The sequence below is a fragment of the Prescottella soli genome (assembly GCF_040024445.1).
GTDB classification, from domain to species: Bacteria; Actinomycetota; Actinomycetes; order Mycobacteriales; family Mycobacteriaceae; genus Prescottella; species Prescottella soli.
Window position 1 is genome coordinate 2,994,836 of the sequence record NZ_CP157276.1, and the last position, 17,538, is coordinate 3,012,373.

At 68.5% G+C, this 17,538-nt stretch carries 19 protein-coding genes and 1 pseudogene; 11 read left to right on the forward strand and 9 right to left on the reverse strand.

What is annotated here, in order from left to right; all coding sequences use genetic code 11:
* Window positions 1-573 precede the first annotated feature (573 nt).
* The 6 genes from rpmH (at window position 574) to rsmG (ABI214_RS14010) (ending at window position 4,011) form a co-directional block, all read left to right on the forward strand.
* Entirely contained in the window at window positions 574-717 is a 144-nt protein-coding gene (gene rpmH, locus ABI214_RS13985; protein WP_005516618.1) for a 50S ribosomal protein L34, read from the forward strand.
* 27 nt (window positions 718-744) lie between these two features.
* Window positions 745-1,122, forward strand: coding sequence for a ribonuclease P protein component (gene rnpA / locus ABI214_RS13990; protein WP_348603139.1), 378 nt, complete (start codon window positions 745-747; stop codon window positions 1,120-1,122).
* Complete coding sequence (gene yidD, locus ABI214_RS13995; protein WP_348603140.1) at window positions 1,119-1,457, forward strand: membrane protein insertion efficiency factor YidD; 339 nt, start codon at window positions 1,119-1,121, stop codon at window positions 1,455-1,457. The genes rnpA and yidD overlap by 4 nt, the downstream gene beginning before the upstream one ends.
* Before the next feature lie 75 nt (window positions 1,458-1,532).
* Window positions 1,533-2,639, forward strand: coding sequence for a membrane protein insertase YidC (gene yidC / locus ABI214_RS14000; protein WP_348603141.1), 1,107 nt, complete (start codon window positions 1,533-1,535; stop codon window positions 2,637-2,639).
* A gap of 21 nt (window positions 2,640-2,660) precedes the next feature.
* Complete coding sequence (locus ABI214_RS14005; protein WP_348603142.1) at window positions 2,661-3,230, forward strand: protein jag; 570 nt, start codon at window positions 2,661-2,663, stop codon at window positions 3,228-3,230.
* A 97-nt stretch (window positions 3,231-3,327) separates the two neighbouring features.
* Window positions 3,328-4,011, forward strand: coding sequence for a 16S rRNA (guanine(527)-N(7))-methyltransferase RsmG (gene rsmG / locus ABI214_RS14010; RefSeq protein ID WP_348603143.1), 684 nt, complete (start codon window positions 3,328-3,330; stop codon window positions 4,009-4,011).
* Window positions 4,012-4,060: 49 nt separating this feature from the next.
* Here rsmG (ABI214_RS14010) and ABI214_RS25500 read toward each other — a convergent pair.
* Window positions 4,061-4,965: pseudogene (locus ABI214_RS25500) on the reverse strand (esterase/lipase family protein).
* Window positions 4,966-5,626: 661 nt separating this feature from the next.
* On the opposite strand from ABI214_RS25500, the gene rsmG (ABI214_RS14025) reads away from it, so the two are divergent.
* From rsmG (ABI214_RS14025) to ABI214_RS14040, 4 genes are all read left to right on the forward strand, one after another.
* Entirely contained in the window at window positions 5,627-6,307 is a 681-nt protein-coding gene (gene rsmG, locus ABI214_RS14025) for a 16S rRNA (guanine(527)-N(7))-methyltransferase RsmG (RefSeq protein ID WP_348603146.1), read from the forward strand.
* Between the two features lie 70 nt (window positions 6,308-6,377).
* Window positions 6,378-7,403 (forward strand): ParA family protein, encoded by a 1,026-nt coding sequence (locus ABI214_RS14030; protein WP_348603147.1) that lies wholly within the window; start codon window positions 6,378-6,380, stop codon window positions 7,401-7,403.
* A gap of 2 nt (window positions 7,404-7,405) precedes the next feature.
* Complete coding sequence (locus tag ABI214_RS14035) at window positions 7,406-8,560, forward strand: ParB/RepB/Spo0J family partition protein (RefSeq protein WP_348603148.1); 1,155 nt, start codon at window positions 7,406-7,408, stop codon at window positions 8,558-8,560.
* 215 nt (window positions 8,561-8,775) lie between these two features.
* The gene (locus tag ABI214_RS14040; protein ID WP_348603149.1) at window positions 8,776-9,465 is read left to right on the forward strand and encodes a GNAT family N-acetyltransferase; all 690 of its coding nucleotides are present in this window, start codon (window positions 8,776-8,778) and stop codon (window positions 9,463-9,465) included.
* A gap of 40 nt (window positions 9,466-9,505) precedes the next feature.
* On the opposite strand, the gene ABI214_RS14045 is transcribed toward ABI214_RS14040, so the two are convergent.
* The 8 genes from ABI214_RS14045 to ABI214_RS14080 form a co-directional block, all read right to left on the reverse strand.
* Window positions 9,506-10,708: an N-acetylmuramoyl-L-alanine amidase gene (locus ABI214_RS14045; RefSeq protein WP_348603150.1), complete on the reverse strand. Its 1,203-nt coding sequence runs from the start codon at window positions 10,706-10,708 to the stop codon at window positions 9,506-9,508.
* A gap of 152 nt (window positions 10,709-10,860) precedes the next feature.
* A complete protein-coding gene (gene trxA / locus ABI214_RS14050; protein ID WP_280763965.1) occupies window positions 10,861-11,184 on the reverse strand; it encodes a thioredoxin in 324 nt (107 codons plus the stop codon).
* Window positions 11,185-11,231: 47 nt separating this feature from the next.
* Window positions 11,232-12,221 carry a thioredoxin-disulfide reductase gene (gene trxB, locus ABI214_RS14055; RefSeq protein ID WP_348603151.1) on the reverse strand — a complete coding sequence of 330 codons (990 nt, stop codon included), beginning with the start codon at window positions 12,219-12,221 and terminating at the stop codon, window positions 11,232-11,234.
* Between the two features lie 223 nt (window positions 12,222-12,444).
* Window positions 12,445-13,038 (reverse strand): TetR/AcrR family transcriptional regulator, encoded by a 594-nt coding sequence (locus tag ABI214_RS14060; RefSeq protein ID WP_348603152.1) that lies wholly within the window; start codon window positions 13,036-13,038, stop codon window positions 12,445-12,447.
* Window positions 13,039-13,069: 31 nt separating this feature from the next.
* Entirely contained in the window at window positions 13,070-13,801 is a 732-nt protein-coding gene (locus tag ABI214_RS14065; protein ID WP_348603153.1) for an ABC transporter ATP-binding protein, read from the reverse strand.
* Complete coding sequence (locus ABI214_RS14070; protein ID WP_348603154.1) at window positions 13,798-14,925, reverse strand: ABC transporter permease; 1,128 nt, start codon at window positions 14,923-14,925, stop codon at window positions 13,798-13,800. The genes ABI214_RS14065 and ABI214_RS14070 overlap by 4 nt, the downstream gene beginning before the upstream one ends.
* A 139-nt stretch (window positions 14,926-15,064) precedes the next feature.
* On the reverse strand, window positions 15,065-16,252 hold the full coding sequence (locus tag ABI214_RS14075; RefSeq protein ID WP_408587045.1) for an NADH:flavin oxidoreductase: 1,188 nt from the start codon (window positions 16,250-16,252) through the stop codon (window positions 15,065-15,067).
* 32 nt (window positions 16,253-16,284) lie between these two features.
* On the reverse strand, window positions 16,285-16,812 hold the full coding sequence (locus ABI214_RS14080; protein WP_348603156.1) for an NmrA family NAD(P)-binding protein: 528 nt from the start codon (window positions 16,810-16,812) through the stop codon (window positions 16,285-16,287).
* A 91-nt stretch (window positions 16,813-16,903) separates the two neighbouring features.
* Here ABI214_RS14080 and ABI214_RS14085 point away from each other — a divergent pair, with 91 nt between their 5' ends.
* Window positions 16,904-17,533, forward strand: coding sequence for a helix-turn-helix domain-containing protein (locus tag ABI214_RS14085; RefSeq protein ID WP_348603157.1), 630 nt, complete (start codon window positions 16,904-16,906; stop codon window positions 17,531-17,533).
* Window positions 17,534-17,538: the final 5 nt, after the last annotated feature.

The window sequence follows — 17,538 nt, forward strand, 5'->3', positions numbered from 1 at the left end:
CACACAATTATCCACAGATGTGGACAACGCTCGAGTGCTGGGGCTCGCCGGCTCGGAATCTCCGCGTGAGGGGGATCCTCGATCCTCTCACCTGGTGATATGCGGTGGCCGATGCTTGGCCAGCCGCTACCTGCGCCAACTCGGGCCGCGGGCGTGGGTGTTAGTTGTCTTACAGTCCCGGTTCTCGAGCCTCGCTCGGAGAACGCTGCCGCGCGTCACGCCACCGCGTTGCGGCTCGAGCGTACGGGGCTTCGGCTGTGCCATGCACGGACGGTAACAACCGGAAGGTTTGTTCACGCCGATTCCGGGGATTCGGCGCGAAACGGGCGCGCGTCGCACAACGCCGTAGTCGATGCAAGGATTTCGGGGTCGTGGCGTGTCGCCGCGGCCGCATGCGACGGGTCCCGGTTTGACCTCTCTCGAGGCTGTCAGTACCCTCGAACAGTCACCCGATGGTGGAGGATGCACGCTGGCCGGAGGTCGGTTTCCCGACGCCGCCGCGTGATCACGAGTTTCCGATGAAATGACAGACCGACGCCGACCGGCGTCACCTAACTTCGAGGAGTGTTGACCGTGGCCAAGGGCAAGCGGACGTTCCAGCCGAACAATCGCCGCCGCGCGCGCGTTCACGGCTTCCGTCTCCGTATGCGGACCCGTGCGGGTCGTGCAATCGTTTCGGCGCGTCGCCGCAAGGGCCGCGCCGAGCTCACCGCCTGATTCCGAACCTGAATTCGGGAGCTCGGGGTGTTACCTGAGCCGTATCGCCTGCGCCGACGCTCGGATTTCTCCGAAACGGTGCGTCGTGGGCGTCGAATGGGTCGGCGAGATCTCGTCGTTCACGCTCTCGGGCGTGAAACGGCGGACTCGTTGGTGAGTAGCGGCGGGCCCCGTTTCGGGCTCGTCGTCAGCAAGGCTGTCGGGCCGGCGGTGATTCGACATCGAGTCGCTCGCCGGTTTCGTCATATCTGCGCCGGGTTGGTCGACACCGTTCCGGTCGACACCGATGTGGTGATCCGCGCGTTGCCGGGATCGGCGACCGCGAGTTCCCGGGAACTCGACAAACAGCTGCGATCCGTCCTCAGGAAGTTGGATCTGCTGGCTGGCGAAGGCAATCCGGTATGAGCATCGAACACGACGAGGCGCGGACCGAATCCGGTCCGCGCTCTTCGTCGTTCGCGGGGGGCCTCTGGACGACGCTGCGACGCTTTCCCGCGCGCGTCCTCATCTTTCTGATCGAGCTGTACCGAACCTATGTGTCCCCGCTCCGCATGCCGACGTGCCGGTTCACGCCGACGTGCAGTGAGTACGCGGTCGACGCGTTGCGCACGCATGGCGCGATCAAGGGTTCGGCGCTCACTGTCGTGCGGTTGGTCAAGTGCGCGCCCTGGCACCCTGGAGGATGGGATCCGGTCCCGGAACGTCGCGGCCGGCACATCCACCATGTGAGCCAGGAATGACGCGCACCGCTCGCCCAGAACTTGCCAAGCACCACGGAGTGGTGAACGTGGACGAACAGAGGAGTGCTTAGAGCCGTGCTCGACTTCATTTACTATCCGGTGTCCGGGATCCTGTGGGTCTGGCACAAGGTGTTCGGCTTCTTCCTCGGTGCCGACAACGGCATCGCGTGGGCGTTGTCCGTGATGTTCCTGGTGTTCACGCTGCGCGCCATCCTGTACAAGCCGTTCGTCAAGCAGGTGCGCACGACGCGGCAGATGCAGGAACTGCAGCCGCAGATCAAGGCACTGCAGAAGAAGTACGCCAAGGACCGCCAGCGCATGGCGGTGGAGATGCAGAAGCTGCAGAAGGAACACGGCTTCAATCCCGTCATGGGCTGTCTGCCGGTTCTGCTGCAGGCACCGGTGTTCATCGGTCTGTTCCATGTCCTGCGCTCGTTCAACCGGACCGGCACCGGTTACGGCGGCCTCGGGATGTCGATCGAGGACAACGCGAACACTGCGAACTATGTGTTCAGCCCCGACGACGTCCAGTCGTTCCTGAGCGCGCGTCTGTTCGGTGCCCCGATCTCGTCGTACATCACGATGCCGAAGGAGCAGCTCGAGTCGTTCGGTGCGTACGGCACGGTCCCGACCATCGCGAACATCGCGGCCGTCGCCGTCCCGCTCATGATCATCGCCTCCATCGCGACCCACTTCAACTCGCGCGCATCGGTCGCCCGTCAGAGTGCCGCCGCCGCCGCGAACCCGCAGTCCGCGATCATGAACAAGCTCGCGCTGTGGGTGTTCCCGCTCGGCGTCCTCGTCGGTGGTCCGTTCCTGATGATCGCCATCCTCCTGTACTGGGTGTCGAACAACATCTGGACCTACGCGCAGCAGCACATCGTCTTCCGCAGGATCGACGCCGAGGAGGCCGCCAAGAAGCAGGCCGTGTTGGAGCGTCGAGCCGACAACGCGCCCAAGCCCGGTGCGCGGCCGAAGAAGGACACGCGCAAACAGGCGGCCCCGTCCGCCGCCACGGCGCCCGGGTCGGTCGCGGATGAGACGGAGCCGGACGACGAGTCCGCCGAGTCGCCCGGTGCCGGCGAGGGTACGAGTCCCGGCGCCTCGAGCACGCAGCGTCCGAAGCCCAAGCCGCGGCCCGCGGCCAACCGCCCCAAGAGCAACAAGCGCAAGCGGCGCTGACCTCGAGAAGAGAGAACGACGATGACCAGTGACCAGGACACCGCGCAGGACGGTGCGAACAGGGAGAGCGCGGACGTGGTACTCGAGACTCAGAATGCGGACACCGACACCGACACCGAAACCGACACCGAGGACGATCTGATCGAGGAAGGCGAGATCGCCGGCGACTACCTCGAGCAGCTGCTCGACGTCCTGGACTTCGACGGTGACATCGATCTCGACGTCGAGGGTGATCGCGCCGTCGTGAGCATCGACGGCGGCAAGGACCTGTCGAAGCTGGTCGGCCGCAAGGGTGAGGTGCTCGACGCGCTGCAGGAGCTGACGCGCCTGGCGGTCCAGCAGAGCACCGGTGTGCGCAGCCGCCTGATGCTCGACGTCGCGGGCTGGCGCGCCGGCCGCCGGGCCGAGCTCAGCGCCCTCGGCAAGGCCGCCGCGGAGCGCGTGCTGGCCTCCGGTGAGCGCGAGGAGCTCGCACCGATGACGCCGTTCGAGCGCAAGATCGTGCACGACGCGGTCGCGAAGGTCGACGGTGTCTCCAGCGAGAGCGAGGGCGCGGAGCCGAACCGCCGCGTCGTCGTGATCAAGGACTGACTCAACGGTTCGTCCGGACACCAAGGACCGCGGGTCCCGGCCGCACGGCCGGGACCCGCGGTCCTTTCTCTTGTTGTGTGGTGGTGGGTTGGGGAGGATGTTTCACGTGGAACTGGTTGATGAGCAGTGGGATGTTGTCGGTGCGGCGGGGCGGGTGTTCGGTGAGCGGGTGGGGTTGGCGGAGGCGTATCACGCGTCGTTGGCGTCCGATGGTGTGGTGCGGGGGCTGATCGGTCCGCGGGAGGTGCCGCGGTTGTGGGTGCGGCATGTGCTCAATTGCGCGGTGTTGGGTGAGTTGGTGGGGGCCGGTGAGTCGGTGGTGGATGTGGGGTCGGGGGCTGGGTTGCCGGGGATTCCGTTGGCGATTGCGCGGCCGGATGTGCGGGTGACGTTGGTGGAGCCGCTGCTTCGTCGGTCGGTGTATTTGCAGGAGTTCGTGGATTCGGTGGGGTTGTCGAACGTGTCGGTCGTGCGTGGCCGTGCGGAACAGTCTGGGGTGGTGCAGGAGGTAGGGGGTGCCGATGTGGTGACCTCCCGTGCGGTGGCGCCGCTGGAGAAGCTGGTGCGGTGGTCGCTGCCGTTGGTGCGTGTCGGCGGTCGGATGCTCGCGTTGAAGGGTTCGAGTGCGGCGGAGGAGGTTTCCCGGGATCGCGCCGCGTTGTCGCGACTGGGAGCCGGGAAGCTCGAGGTCGTCGAGTGCGGTGGCGGGGTGTTGCCGGTGCCGACGGTGGTGGTGCGGGCCGAACGCGTCGCACACCACCGTCACCGCGGCCGGCACTGACCCCGACGCCGAGTGGGGTTCCGCTCCTCCCCTCCCCCACCGGATTCTGTCAGCCGCCCACGAACGGACGCACCGGGACGCACGGCACCGGCCGCGGGTGGGCCGGATCCAGCGCGTTGAGGACGTGCCCGGCCGCGACGCGCGACGCGGCGAGGGCGAGATGGTCCGAGAAGTCCTGCGGGCACGCGTCCTGAACCACGATGTTGGTCGCGTTGGGCTCCTCGACGTAGCCACTCGTGTACGGCAGGATCAGCTCGTCGTAGCGGGTCATGATGTTGGTGTAGGTCACCTCGGGTGCGTAGACCCCGTCCTCATGCATCTTCGCGAGAAACTCGGAGCCGGGCAGGAACTGGGGGCATCCCTGGCAGAACGGGATGAGTCCGCGCGCGTCGTCGGGGGCCAGGTCGAGCAACCATCGTCCGTCACCGTTGGGTCCCGTCCCCAGCATCCCGTTCCAGAGTGGGACCAGGGGCACGTACTTGTCGACCTTCGCGGCGCCACCGAGGTACTTCACGAAGTAGTTGGGACGAGCCCTGCGAGACGCCGAGGATGTCGACCCGTGCGGCCCCGGTCGCCGCGAGGACCTCGTCGACGAAAGCACCGACCTGTGCGGCGTTGTCCTCCGCGTACCCCATCCCCCCCGATCGCGTTGATCGGGTACGGCTGGTCCGCGTAGTTGCCGTAGGTGAGCGCGAAGACGCAGTAGCCCTCGTTGGCGAGCAGCGGCGCGAACGTGGTCCCCATGTTGAGGCGATTCGCGCCCGTGCCGTGCACGAGCACGACGGGGTTGGGATGCTCCACGCTGGGGCGGCACGACCAGTCGTTGGACCCCGCGGCGGAGCCGCCCGGGTTCGTGAACTCGTCCTGCACGAAGAGGTAGTACGGAACGGGGTACGTCGGCGCGGCGTTGCCCGTCGTGGGCGACAACACCGCCGCGACCCAGGCGACGATCAGTCCGACGGCGACTCGCCAACCGCCCCGATACCTCGTTCGTGCCTCATCGGTTCCCCTCCCCGTTCGATTTGCTCACCCGAACGGTACGGGAGCGCCTGCGGCCGAGGGGCGGCATTCCGAGTTCCGATGTTTCACATGAAACATGCTGTGCCGCAACGAGAAATGTGAATTGTTCAGAGTGGGCCATTCGTTCGGCGTCGAGGCCCTTGCCGGGACCCTGGACCGTTTCGTCACTGTGACAGTCAATTTCGATGTCGCTGACCGAACCGCCCCGACGGGCGACCGCGGAAGCTGTCCGGCCGCCCGTCCGGGCCTTCTCGCCGATGATCCGGATGTACCGCGGCGGCGCAGGACCCGCCCAGGCGTACCGAGCTCCGGTGGTGTCGACGACGATTCACGTGAAACATCGCATCGTCGAGCCGCTCGACTCGGCAGTACCGATTCGCCCGCCGGAACATCGGCGCGGGCCGTCCGTATCCGAGGGGTTCGGCCGGTGCGCGGACGCGCGTGGATCGCGCCCGTGTTTCACGTGGAACCCGCGGGCCCGCATCCCGTCGCCGCCGCGCGAACCCCTCCCCTCCCCCGTCGATCCCGGTCCACGTCGCACGGGTGACACGAAATACGGTGCCCGACTTGGTTGTGTGGTGGTGGGTTGGGGAGGATGTTTCACGTGGAACTGGTTGATGAGCAGTGGGATGTTGTCGGTGCGGCGGGGCGGGTGTTCGGTGAGCGGGTGGGGTTGGCGGAGGCGTATCACGCGTCGTTGGCGTCCGATGGTGTGGTGCGGGGGCTGATCGGTCCGCGGGAGGTGCCGCGGTTGTGGGTGCGGCATGTGCTCAATTGCGCGGTGTTGGGTGAGTTGGTGGGGGCCGGTGAGTCGGTGGTGGATGTGGGGTCGGGGGCTGGGTTGCCGGGGATTCCGTTGGCGATTGCGCGGCCGGATGTGCGGGTGACGTTGGTGGAGCCGCTGCTTCGTCGGTCGGTGTATTTGCAGGAGTTCGTGGATTCGGTGGGGTTGTCGAACGTGTCGGTCGTGCGTGGCCGTGCGGAACAGTCTGGGGTGGTGCAGGAGGTAGGGGGTGCCGATGTGGTGACCTCCCGTGCGGTGGCGCCGCTGGAGAAGCTGGTGCGGTGGTCGCTGCCGTTGGTGCGTGTCGGCGGTCGGATGCTCGCGTTGAAGGGTTCGAGTGCGGCGGAGGAGGTTTCCCGGGATCGCGCTTCCCTTGCGCGGTTGGGGGCTGGCAAGCTGGAGGTCGTCGAGTGCGGTGACGATGCACTGCCGGTGCCGACGATCGTGGTGAGCGCGGAGCGTGTTGCCCAACACGGTCGCCGGCACCGCTGAGTTACGGGCTTTCGAGGGCTCGAGGGTTGAGAATTGCGTCATGAGTGGTCATCAAGTGAAGGAGCAGTAGATGTCGGCAGGAGCTGAATCCGCCGTTTCACGTGAAACGGTTTCACGGGAGGCGGTTTCACGTGAAGCTGCCACCCCGCCGGACTCGACGGACGGCAGTCGAGATCAGGACTTTGCCCACTCCTCCCCCTACGCGGGAATCTCCCTCGCGGACACCCCGATCGGCGCGGCGGCGCAGCGCGCGAGTCAGGTGCTCCACCCCGGCTCGGTGACGCTGCCGAAGCCGCCGCAGCGGCGGGTGTTCACGATCGCCAACCAGAAGGGCGGCGTCGGCAAGACGACGTCGACGGTGAATCTGGCGTCGGCGCTCGCGATCCAGGGGCTCACGGTGTTGGTCGTCGACCTCGATCCACAGGGCAACGCGAGCACCGCGCTCGGCATCCCGCACACGTCGGGGACGCCGTCGAGCTACGAACTGCTCCTCGGCGAGGTGACCGCGAAGGAAGCGATTCAGCAGAGCCCGCACAACGAGCGTCTCTACTGCATCCCCGCCACGATCGATCTCGCCGGCGCCGAGATCGAACTCGTGTCGATGGTCGCGCGCGAGAACCGACTCAAGAACGCGCTCTCCCCGGCGGCCCTCTCCGACCTCGACGCCGACTTCATCCTGATCGACTGCCCGCCGTCTCTGGGACTGCTCACCGTCAACGCGATGGTCGCGGCGAGGGAGGTGCTGATCCCGATCCAGTGCGAGTACTACGCACTCGAGGGCGTCGGGCAGCTGCTGCGCAACATCGAGCTGGTGCAGGCCCACCTGAACCCGGAGCTGCACGTCTCCACCGTCCTGCTGACGATGTACGACGCGCGTACCAAGCTCGCCGACCAGGTGGCCGAGGAGGTGCGCAAGCACTTCGGCGACGCGGTCCTGCGCGCGGTGATCCCGCGCTCGGTGAAGGTGTCGGAGGCGCCCGGCTACGGGATGACCGTCCTCGACTACGACCCCGGATCGAGGGGCGCGATGAGCTATCTCGATGCCGGCCGGGAACTCGCGGCACGCGGCATGTCCACCACGACGCAGGAGCAGTAGAGATGGCGCAGACACGTAAGGGCGGACTCGGTCGTGGGCTCGCGGCACTGATCCCGACCGGGCCTGCGAACGGCGGACCGGGGCTGGGGAACGCGGCCGCGGATGTCATCATCGGCACCTCCGCTCCGACGGCCACCCCGGTCGACGGCGACGAGACGGTGGCCGCCGCTCCGGCCAAGCCGGCGCCCAAGGCCCCGCGGAAGACGGCCGCGAAGTCGGCCGCGAGCAAGACCGCGAAGGACACCGCGGAGTCCGCGAAGCAGCCGGCGAAGGACGCCGCCGAGGTCGTCGCGACCGCCCCGACCCCGGCGCCGCCGGTCCGCATCGACGAGGAACCCCTCTCCCCCGCCGGGGCGGTGTACCACGAGATCGCGCCGCAGCTGATCGAGCCGAATCCCAAGCAGCCCCGCTCCGTCTTCGACGAGGAGGCTCTGGGCGAACTCGTCCACTCGATCCGCGAGTTCGGACTGATGCAGCCGATCGTGGTCCGCCGGGTCGGCCCCGATCAGTACCAGCTCGTCATGGGTGAGCGTCGCTGGCGCGCCAGCCAGATCGCCGGGCTCGAGACGATCCCGGCGATCGTCCGCGAGACCGCCGACGAGTCGATGCTGCGCGACGCGCTGCTGGAGAACATCCACCGCGTCCAGCTCAACCCGCTCGAAGAGGCGGCCGCGTATCAGCAGCTGCTCGAGGAGTTCGAGGTCACCCACGAGGAACTGGCCGCGCGGATCGGACGCTCCCGCCCTGTCGTGACGAACATGATCCGTCTGCTCAAGCTCCCGATTCCGGTGCAGCGCCGGGTGGCGGCCGGCGTGCTGTCGGCCGGACACGCACGCGCCCTGCTGTCCCTCGAGGCCGGCGCGGACGCCCAGGAGGTCCTCGCCGCCCGCATCGTGGCGGAGGGCATGTCGGTCCGGGCGACCGAGGAAGCGGTCATGCTCGCCAACCGCGAGGGCCCCTCCCCTACCCCACCGGTGAAGCGGAAGCCGATCCAGATGCCGGGTCTGCAGGACGTCGCGGAACGCCTGTCGAACTCGTTCGACACCCGGGTGACGGTGAGCCTCGGCAAGCGTAAGGGCAAGATCGTCGTGGAGTTCGGGTCGGTCGACGACCTGGAGCGCATCGTGACGATGATGGAGAAGCAGTCGGACAACTGACCGATACGTCACAGTGACGTTACGGGTGTGGCTGGAGGGGTCCGGTTCCGCACCGGCATCCGAAAGCGATTGCCCCTCCTACCCGTTCGGCGGCAAAATGCGCTGCCGCGCTGAGGACGGAACTATCCCCTATTCTGGAGGGGATAGTTCCGTCGAGGCGGGTGTGACTCCCCGAGTGGTCATGGAGGCTGGGGGCATGGAGGCTGGCGTACACGGTGTCGACTAGCGTCACGTCACTCACTCTGGACGGTCTCGACAAGCTGTCCTCCCACGCCCGGCGATGCGTCTTCTGGGAGATGGATCCGGCCGCCGTCCGTACCTCGCGCGACTTCTACGACCCCGAGTTCGAGAAGGAAGCATGGCTGTCGATGGTCATGCTCGAATGGGGTTCCTGCGGCCAGGTGGCCCTCGTCGACGACAAACCCGCCGGCTGCGCTCTGTACGCCCCGCCGAGCATGGTGCCGCGCGCCGACCTGTTCCCCACCTCCCCCGTCAGTGCCGACGCCGTCCTGCTCACGACGATGCGACTGGAACCCATCGGCGACGAGTACGGACTGGGCGCGACCCTGATCCAGGCCGCCGTCGCCGATCTGGTGCGCCGCGGCGTGCGGGCGCTCGAGGCCTTCGGCATCCGCGCCGACGCGGACCGCGCGGTGAGCGGCGTCCCGTCGGCCACCGCGGCCCGCGAATGCTCCCCGCAGGAGTGCATGATCAGCGCCGACTTCCTCGAGGACGTCGGATTCGAGGTGGTCGCACCCCATCACCGGTTCCCGCGCCTGCGACTCGAACTCGACCGCGACCACCTGTGGAAGGCGGACGTCGAGGCGGCCCTGGATCGGCTCCTGGAGTCCGCGGCCCTGTCGATGGTCGACATCGGCGAACGAAGCCCCGTAGCGGTCTGCTAGGACCCTCTACGGGCCCCGTCCCGTCGCCTGTGGCGCGACGTCAGCGGCCGCGCTCGGCGTCCGCCAGTTCCTCGGCGAGCAGTTCGGCGAACGTGAACGTCCCGGTGGGCGCGTCGTCCTGGCCCAGCAGGTACAGCCGCTTGACCGCGATGAGGATCGCCTCGGCGATCGTGTCGCGCAGACGCGGATCGGTGAGCACGGCGACGTCGGAATCGCTTGTCAGATAACCGATGTCGACCTGCACCGTCGGCATCTTGGTGAGCCGCAACAGATCCCAGGTACGACCATGAGTTCTGCAGTCCCGCAACGGAGTTCGCGCAACGATCTCGCGCTGGATGAAGCCCGTGAGGATCTGCCCGATCATCGACGTGGAACCGTGCGAGTTGCCGAAGTGGAAGCTCGCCACACCGCTCGCGGCGGGGCTCGCGTGGCTGTCGCACCGCAGCGAGATCATGAGGTCGGCGTCGAACCCGTTGGACGTCTCGGCACGCTCGGCCTCGCTCGGGTTGGCGTGATGTGGACGCGACAGGAAGGTCTCCATGCCCGTCGCCGCCATCCGCCCCTCGAGCCGGCTCGCGAGGTCCCACAGGATCTCGGCCTCGCTCATCGGCCCGTTCGGGGTCCGCACGATCAGGCCGCTGTCCGGGCCGCCGAGGCCCGGATCGATCACGATCCGCTTACCGCTCAGTTGCGGACCCGACCTGCGGACCAGCTCCTCCTCGCTGATCGCGTGCGGCGAACCGCCCGAGACGCGGGTGCCGAGCAACTCCAGCGACCGCAGCGTCGCCGGGCCGCAGATGCCGTCCGCGGCGATGCCGATCTCGCGCTGGAACGAGCTCAGCGCCTCGTGCGTCTGCGGGCCGAAATAGCCGTCGACGCGCCCGATGTAGAAGCCCAGGTCCTGCAGGCGGGTCTGCAGGTGCGCGACGTCGTCGCCGTACAGCGGGGCGGACAGCTGGTAGATGAGGGTGCGGGCACCGAGCCGGTACGACGCCTCCTTGAGGGAGCGGTACGTCGCCGGGCCGACGATGCCGTCGACGAGCAGGCCGCGCTGCTGCTGGAACGCGCGGACCGCGGAATCGAGGTGGTGGTCGAACACGGCGTCGGGGGCCACCCAGTGCGAGCCGTTGACGGTCTCGCGGTGCGTCTCCGCCACACCGTTGTGGAGGAATCCCAGGCCGGTCAAAGTACCCCGGATCTCGGCGACGGCGGGGCCGTGGTCGCCGTGACGGAGTAGCTGCATGCTCGCGGGCCTTTCGTAGCGGACGTCGATCGATTCTCTCAGACGGCCCCGTCGCATCGACAATCCACTAGGCCACAGTGTGACAAGGCTGTGGTGGCAGTCAGGTCACACTGTGGCCGGATTCCGGACTTACCGGACAGGGCGCGGAGGGGTCAGAGCACCTCGGCGAGATCCTTGAGGAGCGCCGCCTTGCCCTTCGCCCCGACGATGGTCTTGATCGGCTGGCCGCCCTGGAACAGGATCATCGTCGGGATCGACATCACCTTGAATTCACCGGCCGCACTCGGGTTCTGGTCGATGTCCAGCTTCGCGACGGTGAGCTTGTCGGCGTGCTCACCGGCGATCTCCTCGAGCACCGGCGCGACCATCTTGCACGGTCCGCACCAGGTGGCCCAGAAGTCGACGAGCACCGGCTTGTCGGATTCGAGGACATCCTGCTTGAACGAGTCGTCGCTGATGGTGATGGTGTTCGCCACGGGATCCTCCTGGGATCTGGTCCGGATCGGGTTGAGGGTGGAGCGGATCAGGCGTCGACGGCGACGGGCTCGCCCGCGGCCGCGAGGGTGTTGCCGGGGACGTCGCCCTGCTCGGCCAGCCAGCGCTCGGCGTCGATCGCCGCGGAGCAGCCGGTGCCTGCGGCGGTGATGGCCTGGCGGTAGGTGTGGTCCACCAGGTCGCCGGCGGCGAAGACGCCCTCCGCGGAGGTGGCGGTGGTCGGCGACTGCACCTGCACGTAGCCGGCCTCGTCGAGGTCGACCTGGCCCTTGACGAGCTCGCTGCGCGGGTCGTGGCCGATCGCGACGAACATGCCGGTCACGTCGAGCGTGGACTGCTCGCCGGTGACGGTGTCGCGGATCGCCAGGCCGGTGACGCTGTTCTCGCCCAGGACCTCGACCGGCTCGGCGTTGGTGACGAAGCGGATCTTCTCGTTCGCCTTGGCGCGCTCGAGCATGATCCGGGAGGCACGGAACTCCTCGCGGCGGTGCACGAGGGTGACGCTGCGGGCGAACTTGGTCAGGAAGGTGGCCTCCTCCATCGCGGAGTCACCGCCACCGACCACGACGATGTCCTGGTCGCGGAAGAAGAAGCCGTCGCACGTCGCGCAGGCGCTCACACCGCGGCCGAGGAGCTTCTCCTCACCGGGGATGCCGAGGTAGCGGGCGGCGGCGCCCATCGCGAGGATGACGGCGCGGGCGTAGTAGGTCTCGCCGTTCGCGACGACCGTCTTGACCGGGCCGGACAGCTCGATCTCCTCGACGTCCTCGGTGCGGATGTCGGCACCGAAGCGCTTGGCCTGCTCGCGCATCTCGTCCATCAGGTCCGGGCCCATGATGCCCTCGCGGAAGCCCGGGAAGTTCTCCACCTCGGTGGTGGTCATCAGCGAGCCGCCGAACTGGGTGCCCTCGAACAGGAGGGGCTCGAGTTCCGCGCGGGCGGCGTAGACACCGGCGGTGTATCCGGCCGGTCCCGAGCCGACGATGATGAGATCACGGACCGTGGTCGGAGTAGTCATTCGGGCCTTCCTGTCCTTCTGAAGCTGTCCTGCGCTGCTGTCGTTCGCTGCTGCTCACACGAATTCGCCGGTGCGGCGCAGCTCGCGGAGTCGGTCAGGTCAACAACAGATTAGTGGGTGTTGTTCCCAGCGTCGGGCCGGCGCACTCGACCGGCGCTGTCGAACGTTTCACGTGGAACCGCCGATGTGGAGCGAGTCATAGGCTCGCGGCGGCGTCCGGCGGTCAGCCGACGGGCCCGGCGAGCTCCGTCACGAAGGGTCGGACGAGGTCGGCGGCGGTCCGTCGCACGTGCTCGACGTCCTCCCCCCGCTCGACCTGCCGGGTCGCGGCGTGCAGCACCGCGTTGATCAACTCGGACATGGCCGCGGCGTCCTGCACTCCCAGCTCGGTGAGCGCGTCGGACAGCGGCGTGTAGAGGTCCTCGTGCATCGCGCGGCTCTTGGCGTCGAGTTCCGGGCCGGGCGCGATCTGCGCGAGTGCGGTCGCGATGGCGTGCTCGCCCTCGGCGACGAGGTTCAGGTTGGCGTCGATGTACGCCAGGACGCGCTCCGCGGGGTCGGCGGCTTCGGCCATGGATGCGGCGACGCGGGCCGACCAGCGCGGGAAAGCATCCTCGATCAGTGCGTCGAGCAGGTGCTGACGGGACTTGAAGTACTGGTACATGCTCGACCGGGCGAGCCCGGCGCGGGCGGCGACCTCCCCGAACGACGGGATCTCGGTCGCGCCCTCGGCGAGCACCTCCCGGGCGGCGTCGAGGAGGGCACGTTTCTGCGCGGCTCGGTGTTCACCGACTGTCGGTGCATTGATCCGCGGCACGTGCCCTCCTCGCTCGCTGGGATGTACCGGACTACCGGGGCGTGAGCCGGCCGTCGGTCATCTCGACCACCCGGTCGCAATAGTCGAGCACATCGTAGTCATGCGTGACCATGACCGTGCCGACCAGTGATTCCCGGGTCTCCCGCGCGAGCAGCTGCACGATCTCGTGGCTGCGGGCCCGGTCGAGGGCGGCGGTCGGCTCGTCGACGAGCAGCAGCGACGGCGTCGACATCAGGGCACGGGCGATGCCCACGCGCTGCCGCTCGCCGCCGGAGAGCTGGTCGGGTCGGCGGTCGGCCTTGTGGCCCAGGCCCACCTGCTCGAGCAGCGCGATCGGATCGCGGAACTTCCTGCCCTTGGTGTTCCCGAGGTGCGACGTCAGGCGCAGCTGATCGGCCGCGGTGAGCGACGGGATCAGGTTGCCGCTCTGGAACACGAACCCGATGTGCTCGAGCCTGAACCTCGCGGCCTCCGCCTTCTTCATCGACAGCAGGTCGTGGCCGCCGACGCGGACACTGCCCGAGTCCGGGGTGGTGAGCGCGCCCGCGACGGCGAGCAGGCTCGACTTGCCCGAGCCCGACGGGCCGACGACGGCCACCATCTCGCCGGGGCGGACGGTCAGGCTGACGGCGTCGAGGGCCGTCACGGTCTGCTCGCCGTCGCCCAGCCGCAGATTGGCGTCGACGATCTCGAGGGCGGCGGTGTCGATGCGGGTGCCCGTATCGGTCGCAGTGGTCACAGCAGAGTCCCTTCTGGCGCTCATCGCTGGCCTCCCAGCGCGTTCAACGGATTGACCGACGCGATCCGGACGATCGCGATCGCGGCACCGATCAGGCCGAGGACCATCAGCAGGACCGCGGCGACCGCCACCGCGGCGGGCTCGAGCAGGAACGGCACTCCCCCGCCGATCAACGAGCCGAAGCCGTAGCCGACCGCGGCACCGACAGCGACCGAACCGAGCAGCAGGATGAACGCCTGGGCCAGACCGTCGCGCAGCAGGTAGCCGGTGGAGGCGCCCATCGCGCGCATCACGGCGATCTCGTGCTTGCGCTGGATCGTCCACACCGTGAAGAAGGCGCCGACGACGAGCGCGGAGATGGCGTACAGGAACACCTTGATGAGGTCGAGGGTCATCGTCTCGGCGCTGAAACCCGGCGAGGACTGGAACGAGTCCTCGAGGGACACCGTCGACGTCCCCGCGGCGGCATCGCCGGCGGCGTAGTCGAGCGTGGCGCCGGGCTTCGTCTTCAGGGCGACCGCGGTGGACTCCGTCATCGCCTGGGCGGGGACGGGCTCGCCGGGGCGCACACCCGAGTGCAGCTGGCGCCACATGTCGATCGGCAGGTAGGCGACGTCGACGTGGCCGAAGGTCTGCTTGCCGGCGGTGACTCCGACGATCTTCAGCTCGGTGCCGAGACGGTCGATCGTGATGGTGTCGCCGAGGTCGACTCCCGCGTCGAGCGCGCTCTTGCTGATGACGATGCCGTCCGGCTCGCCCAGCCCGGTGCCGTCGGCGGCCGTGGGGGCGAGGAACGAATGGGCGGGGACGCCGAACAGCGCGAAGTCGACGGGTACGCCGTCCTCGTTGTGGGCGTTGACGAGCATGTTGCCGAACGGCTGCGCTTCGGCGACGCCGGGCTGTGCGCGCCAGGCGTCGACCTGCTCGTCGGTGACGATGCTGCGCGAGAACGCAGAGTCGGTCTTGGTGCCTTCGTTGAACGCGAACCCGTCGACCGGCATGGACTTCAGGCCCGAGACGCCGTCTTCGACGAGGCCGGAGGACAGGCCGGACAGCAGGACCATCAGCACGGAGATGAGGGCGATGACACCGCCCATCAGGCCGAATCTGGATCGCGCGAACCGCAGCTCCCGCAGGGCGAGGAACATTTTTGACTCCTGGTCGGTGTGATCTGTCGATGCAGCCGACGAAGGAAAACTCCCGGATGTCCGATTTTCCCGACGGCCTGTCGGCAAATATACCAACACCGTGTCGGTAACCTGGGGGTGACGCTGGTCTCGTCGTGAACTACCGGCGGGCTTCGGGGCCGCTGTTCTCCCGGATCGCCTCGCGGACGACGCACCGCGTCCCGCTGTAGATCGTGGGCACGCACTTGTTGCAGTGGATGCACATGCCCTCGGCGACGTGCTCGGTGCGGAACCTCTCGGGCAGGTACGGATCGCGCAGCAGCGCGCGGGCCATGCCGACGAACTCGAAGCCCTCGTCCAGTGCGGTGCGGATGGTGTCGAGTCGGTTGACGCCACCCAGCAGGATCAACGGCATCGACAGCGCCTCGCGGAACTGCCTGGCGAACGGGAGGAAGAACGCCACCTCGAACGGGTAGGTCGGGAGGATGTGCGGCCCGTACACCCTGAGCCCGAGTCCCACCAGTTTCGATTGCGCCGCAATGAATTCCGACATCGGAACCTCGCCGCGGAAGTAGTACATGCCGTTGAGCAGCGAGCTGCCGCCGGTGAGTTGCAGCGCGTCGACGCAGCCGTCGGACTGGACGAGCCGGGCGATCTGCAGGCTCTGGTCGAGCCACAGTCCGTGCGGGACACCGTCGGCCATGTTGAACTTCGCCGTGACCGCGACGGAGTCGCCGACGGCGGCCCGGACCCGTTCGAGTACCTCGCGCGGGAACCGGGACCGCGCCGCCACGCTGCCGCCGTAGACGTCGGTGCGCTTGTTGAGGTTCGGGCTCATGAAGCTGCTGAGCAGATAGTTGTGGCCCAGGTGCACCTCGACGGCGTCGAACCCGGCGGCGGTGGCAATCCGCGCGGCCGATTCGAAGTCCCGGGCCACCTGCTCGAGCTGCCGGTTCGTCGCGGACTTCACCAAACCCATTGCCGGAGCGCTGATTCGGGTGGACGGCGCGAGGGAGCGTGTCCGGTTGGAGATCTGGTTCGCCACGAGGCCGGCGTGTCCGATCTGCGCGGCCGCCAGCGCGCCCTCGGCGTGCACGGCTTCGGTGAGGCGGCGCAGGTCCCGCCCCGTCGGGCCGTCGAGAACGAGGGAGTGGCGGTGCACCCGGCCGCCGGGCGAGACGGCGCAGTAGGCGACGGTCGTCATCGCCGCTCCCCCGCGGGCGACCTCGGCGTGGAAATCGATCAACTGGTCGGTGACCCGGCCGTGCGGCATGACGCCTTCGAACGTGGCGGCCTTGATGATCCGGTTCCGCAGCGTCAGCGGGCCGAGCCGGGTGGGAGCCCAGATCGCCGCCGCCGGCGTCCTCGGCCCCGTCGGATTCACGGCGTTATCCCCTCCGGAGCGCCGGGTACCGGGGCGCGCACCGACGCGGACAGGGCCGCGCGCACCGGGCGCCATGTCAGGCCCAGTTCCGACAGTGTCCGCGAGCCGTCGGTCGGCGTGGCCGCGGTGAGCAGCCACGCCGCCTCGTAGCTCAGCCCGGCGCCGACCGGCAGTACCGCCCCGAGTGCGTCGGCGACGTCGCGCACGTCGATCATCTGCATGCCCCCGCGCATCCGCGGGGCGACACCGGCCGCGACCATGGGCGCCCACCCCGTGGCGGTCACCCCGCGCATGCCGCCGAGCCCGGGCCCGACGACGCTCGACGGGTACGTGATGACCACCGGCGCGCCCGCGTCCTGCAACGCGCGGGCGATGCGGTCGGCGGCGGCCCCGAACAGCGACGGCACGACGGACGCCGGCTCGTCCGGATGCACCAGCAGGCGGATGTCGTGACCGTCCACGAGCAGCGCCCGGGTGGTGTGCGCACCGAGGTAGCCGGTGCCTCCCGTGACCGCGACCTTCATGCCACCTCCCGTCGATCTCTATTACGGTACCACTGGACTCGTAAACGAAGGAATGGCGCGAGCGAACCGTCTTGTTCGACAATTCGTGGCGATGAATGCACACGTGACCGATAGCGCCTCCAGTACCGGACGCCCCAGGGATCCCCGAATCGACGCCGACGTCCTGGCCGCCACCAGGGAAATGCTGTTGGAGGTCGGGTGGGAGCAGCTGAGCATGCGTGGGATCGCCGCGCGTGCCGGGGTGAGCCGGGCGGCGCTGTCGCGGCGCTGGGCGTCCAAGGCGCACCTGGTGCTCGACGCCCTCCTGGGCGCGACACCCGACCTCGAGCCGTTCGAGGGCACCGACCGCACCGGCTGGATCGACTGGGTGATCACCGGCAGCGCGCAGCTGTTCTCCCGGCCCGACGTGCGCGAGGCGGCACCCGGCCTGCTCGCGGCCCTGCGCGACCACGAGGACCTACGCACCGCGCTGTGGCAGGGATTCGGCGGGCCGGCCGCGGAACTGTTCGCCGCGCACGGCGCCGGCGCGGACGGTGCGGCGTCCGACGAGCAGCGGACACGCGACCTGCTGGACGCCAAGGCGGTGCTGGTGCTGGCGTCCGGGGCCGCGCTGTTCTCGAGCCTCATCGCCAAGGAGGACGACACACCCGAACTGCGTGCCCGCATCCGGGAACTGCTGGTGCCGGTGGCGGACAGGCCCGCGAGGGCGGACGAAAAGTAGACGCG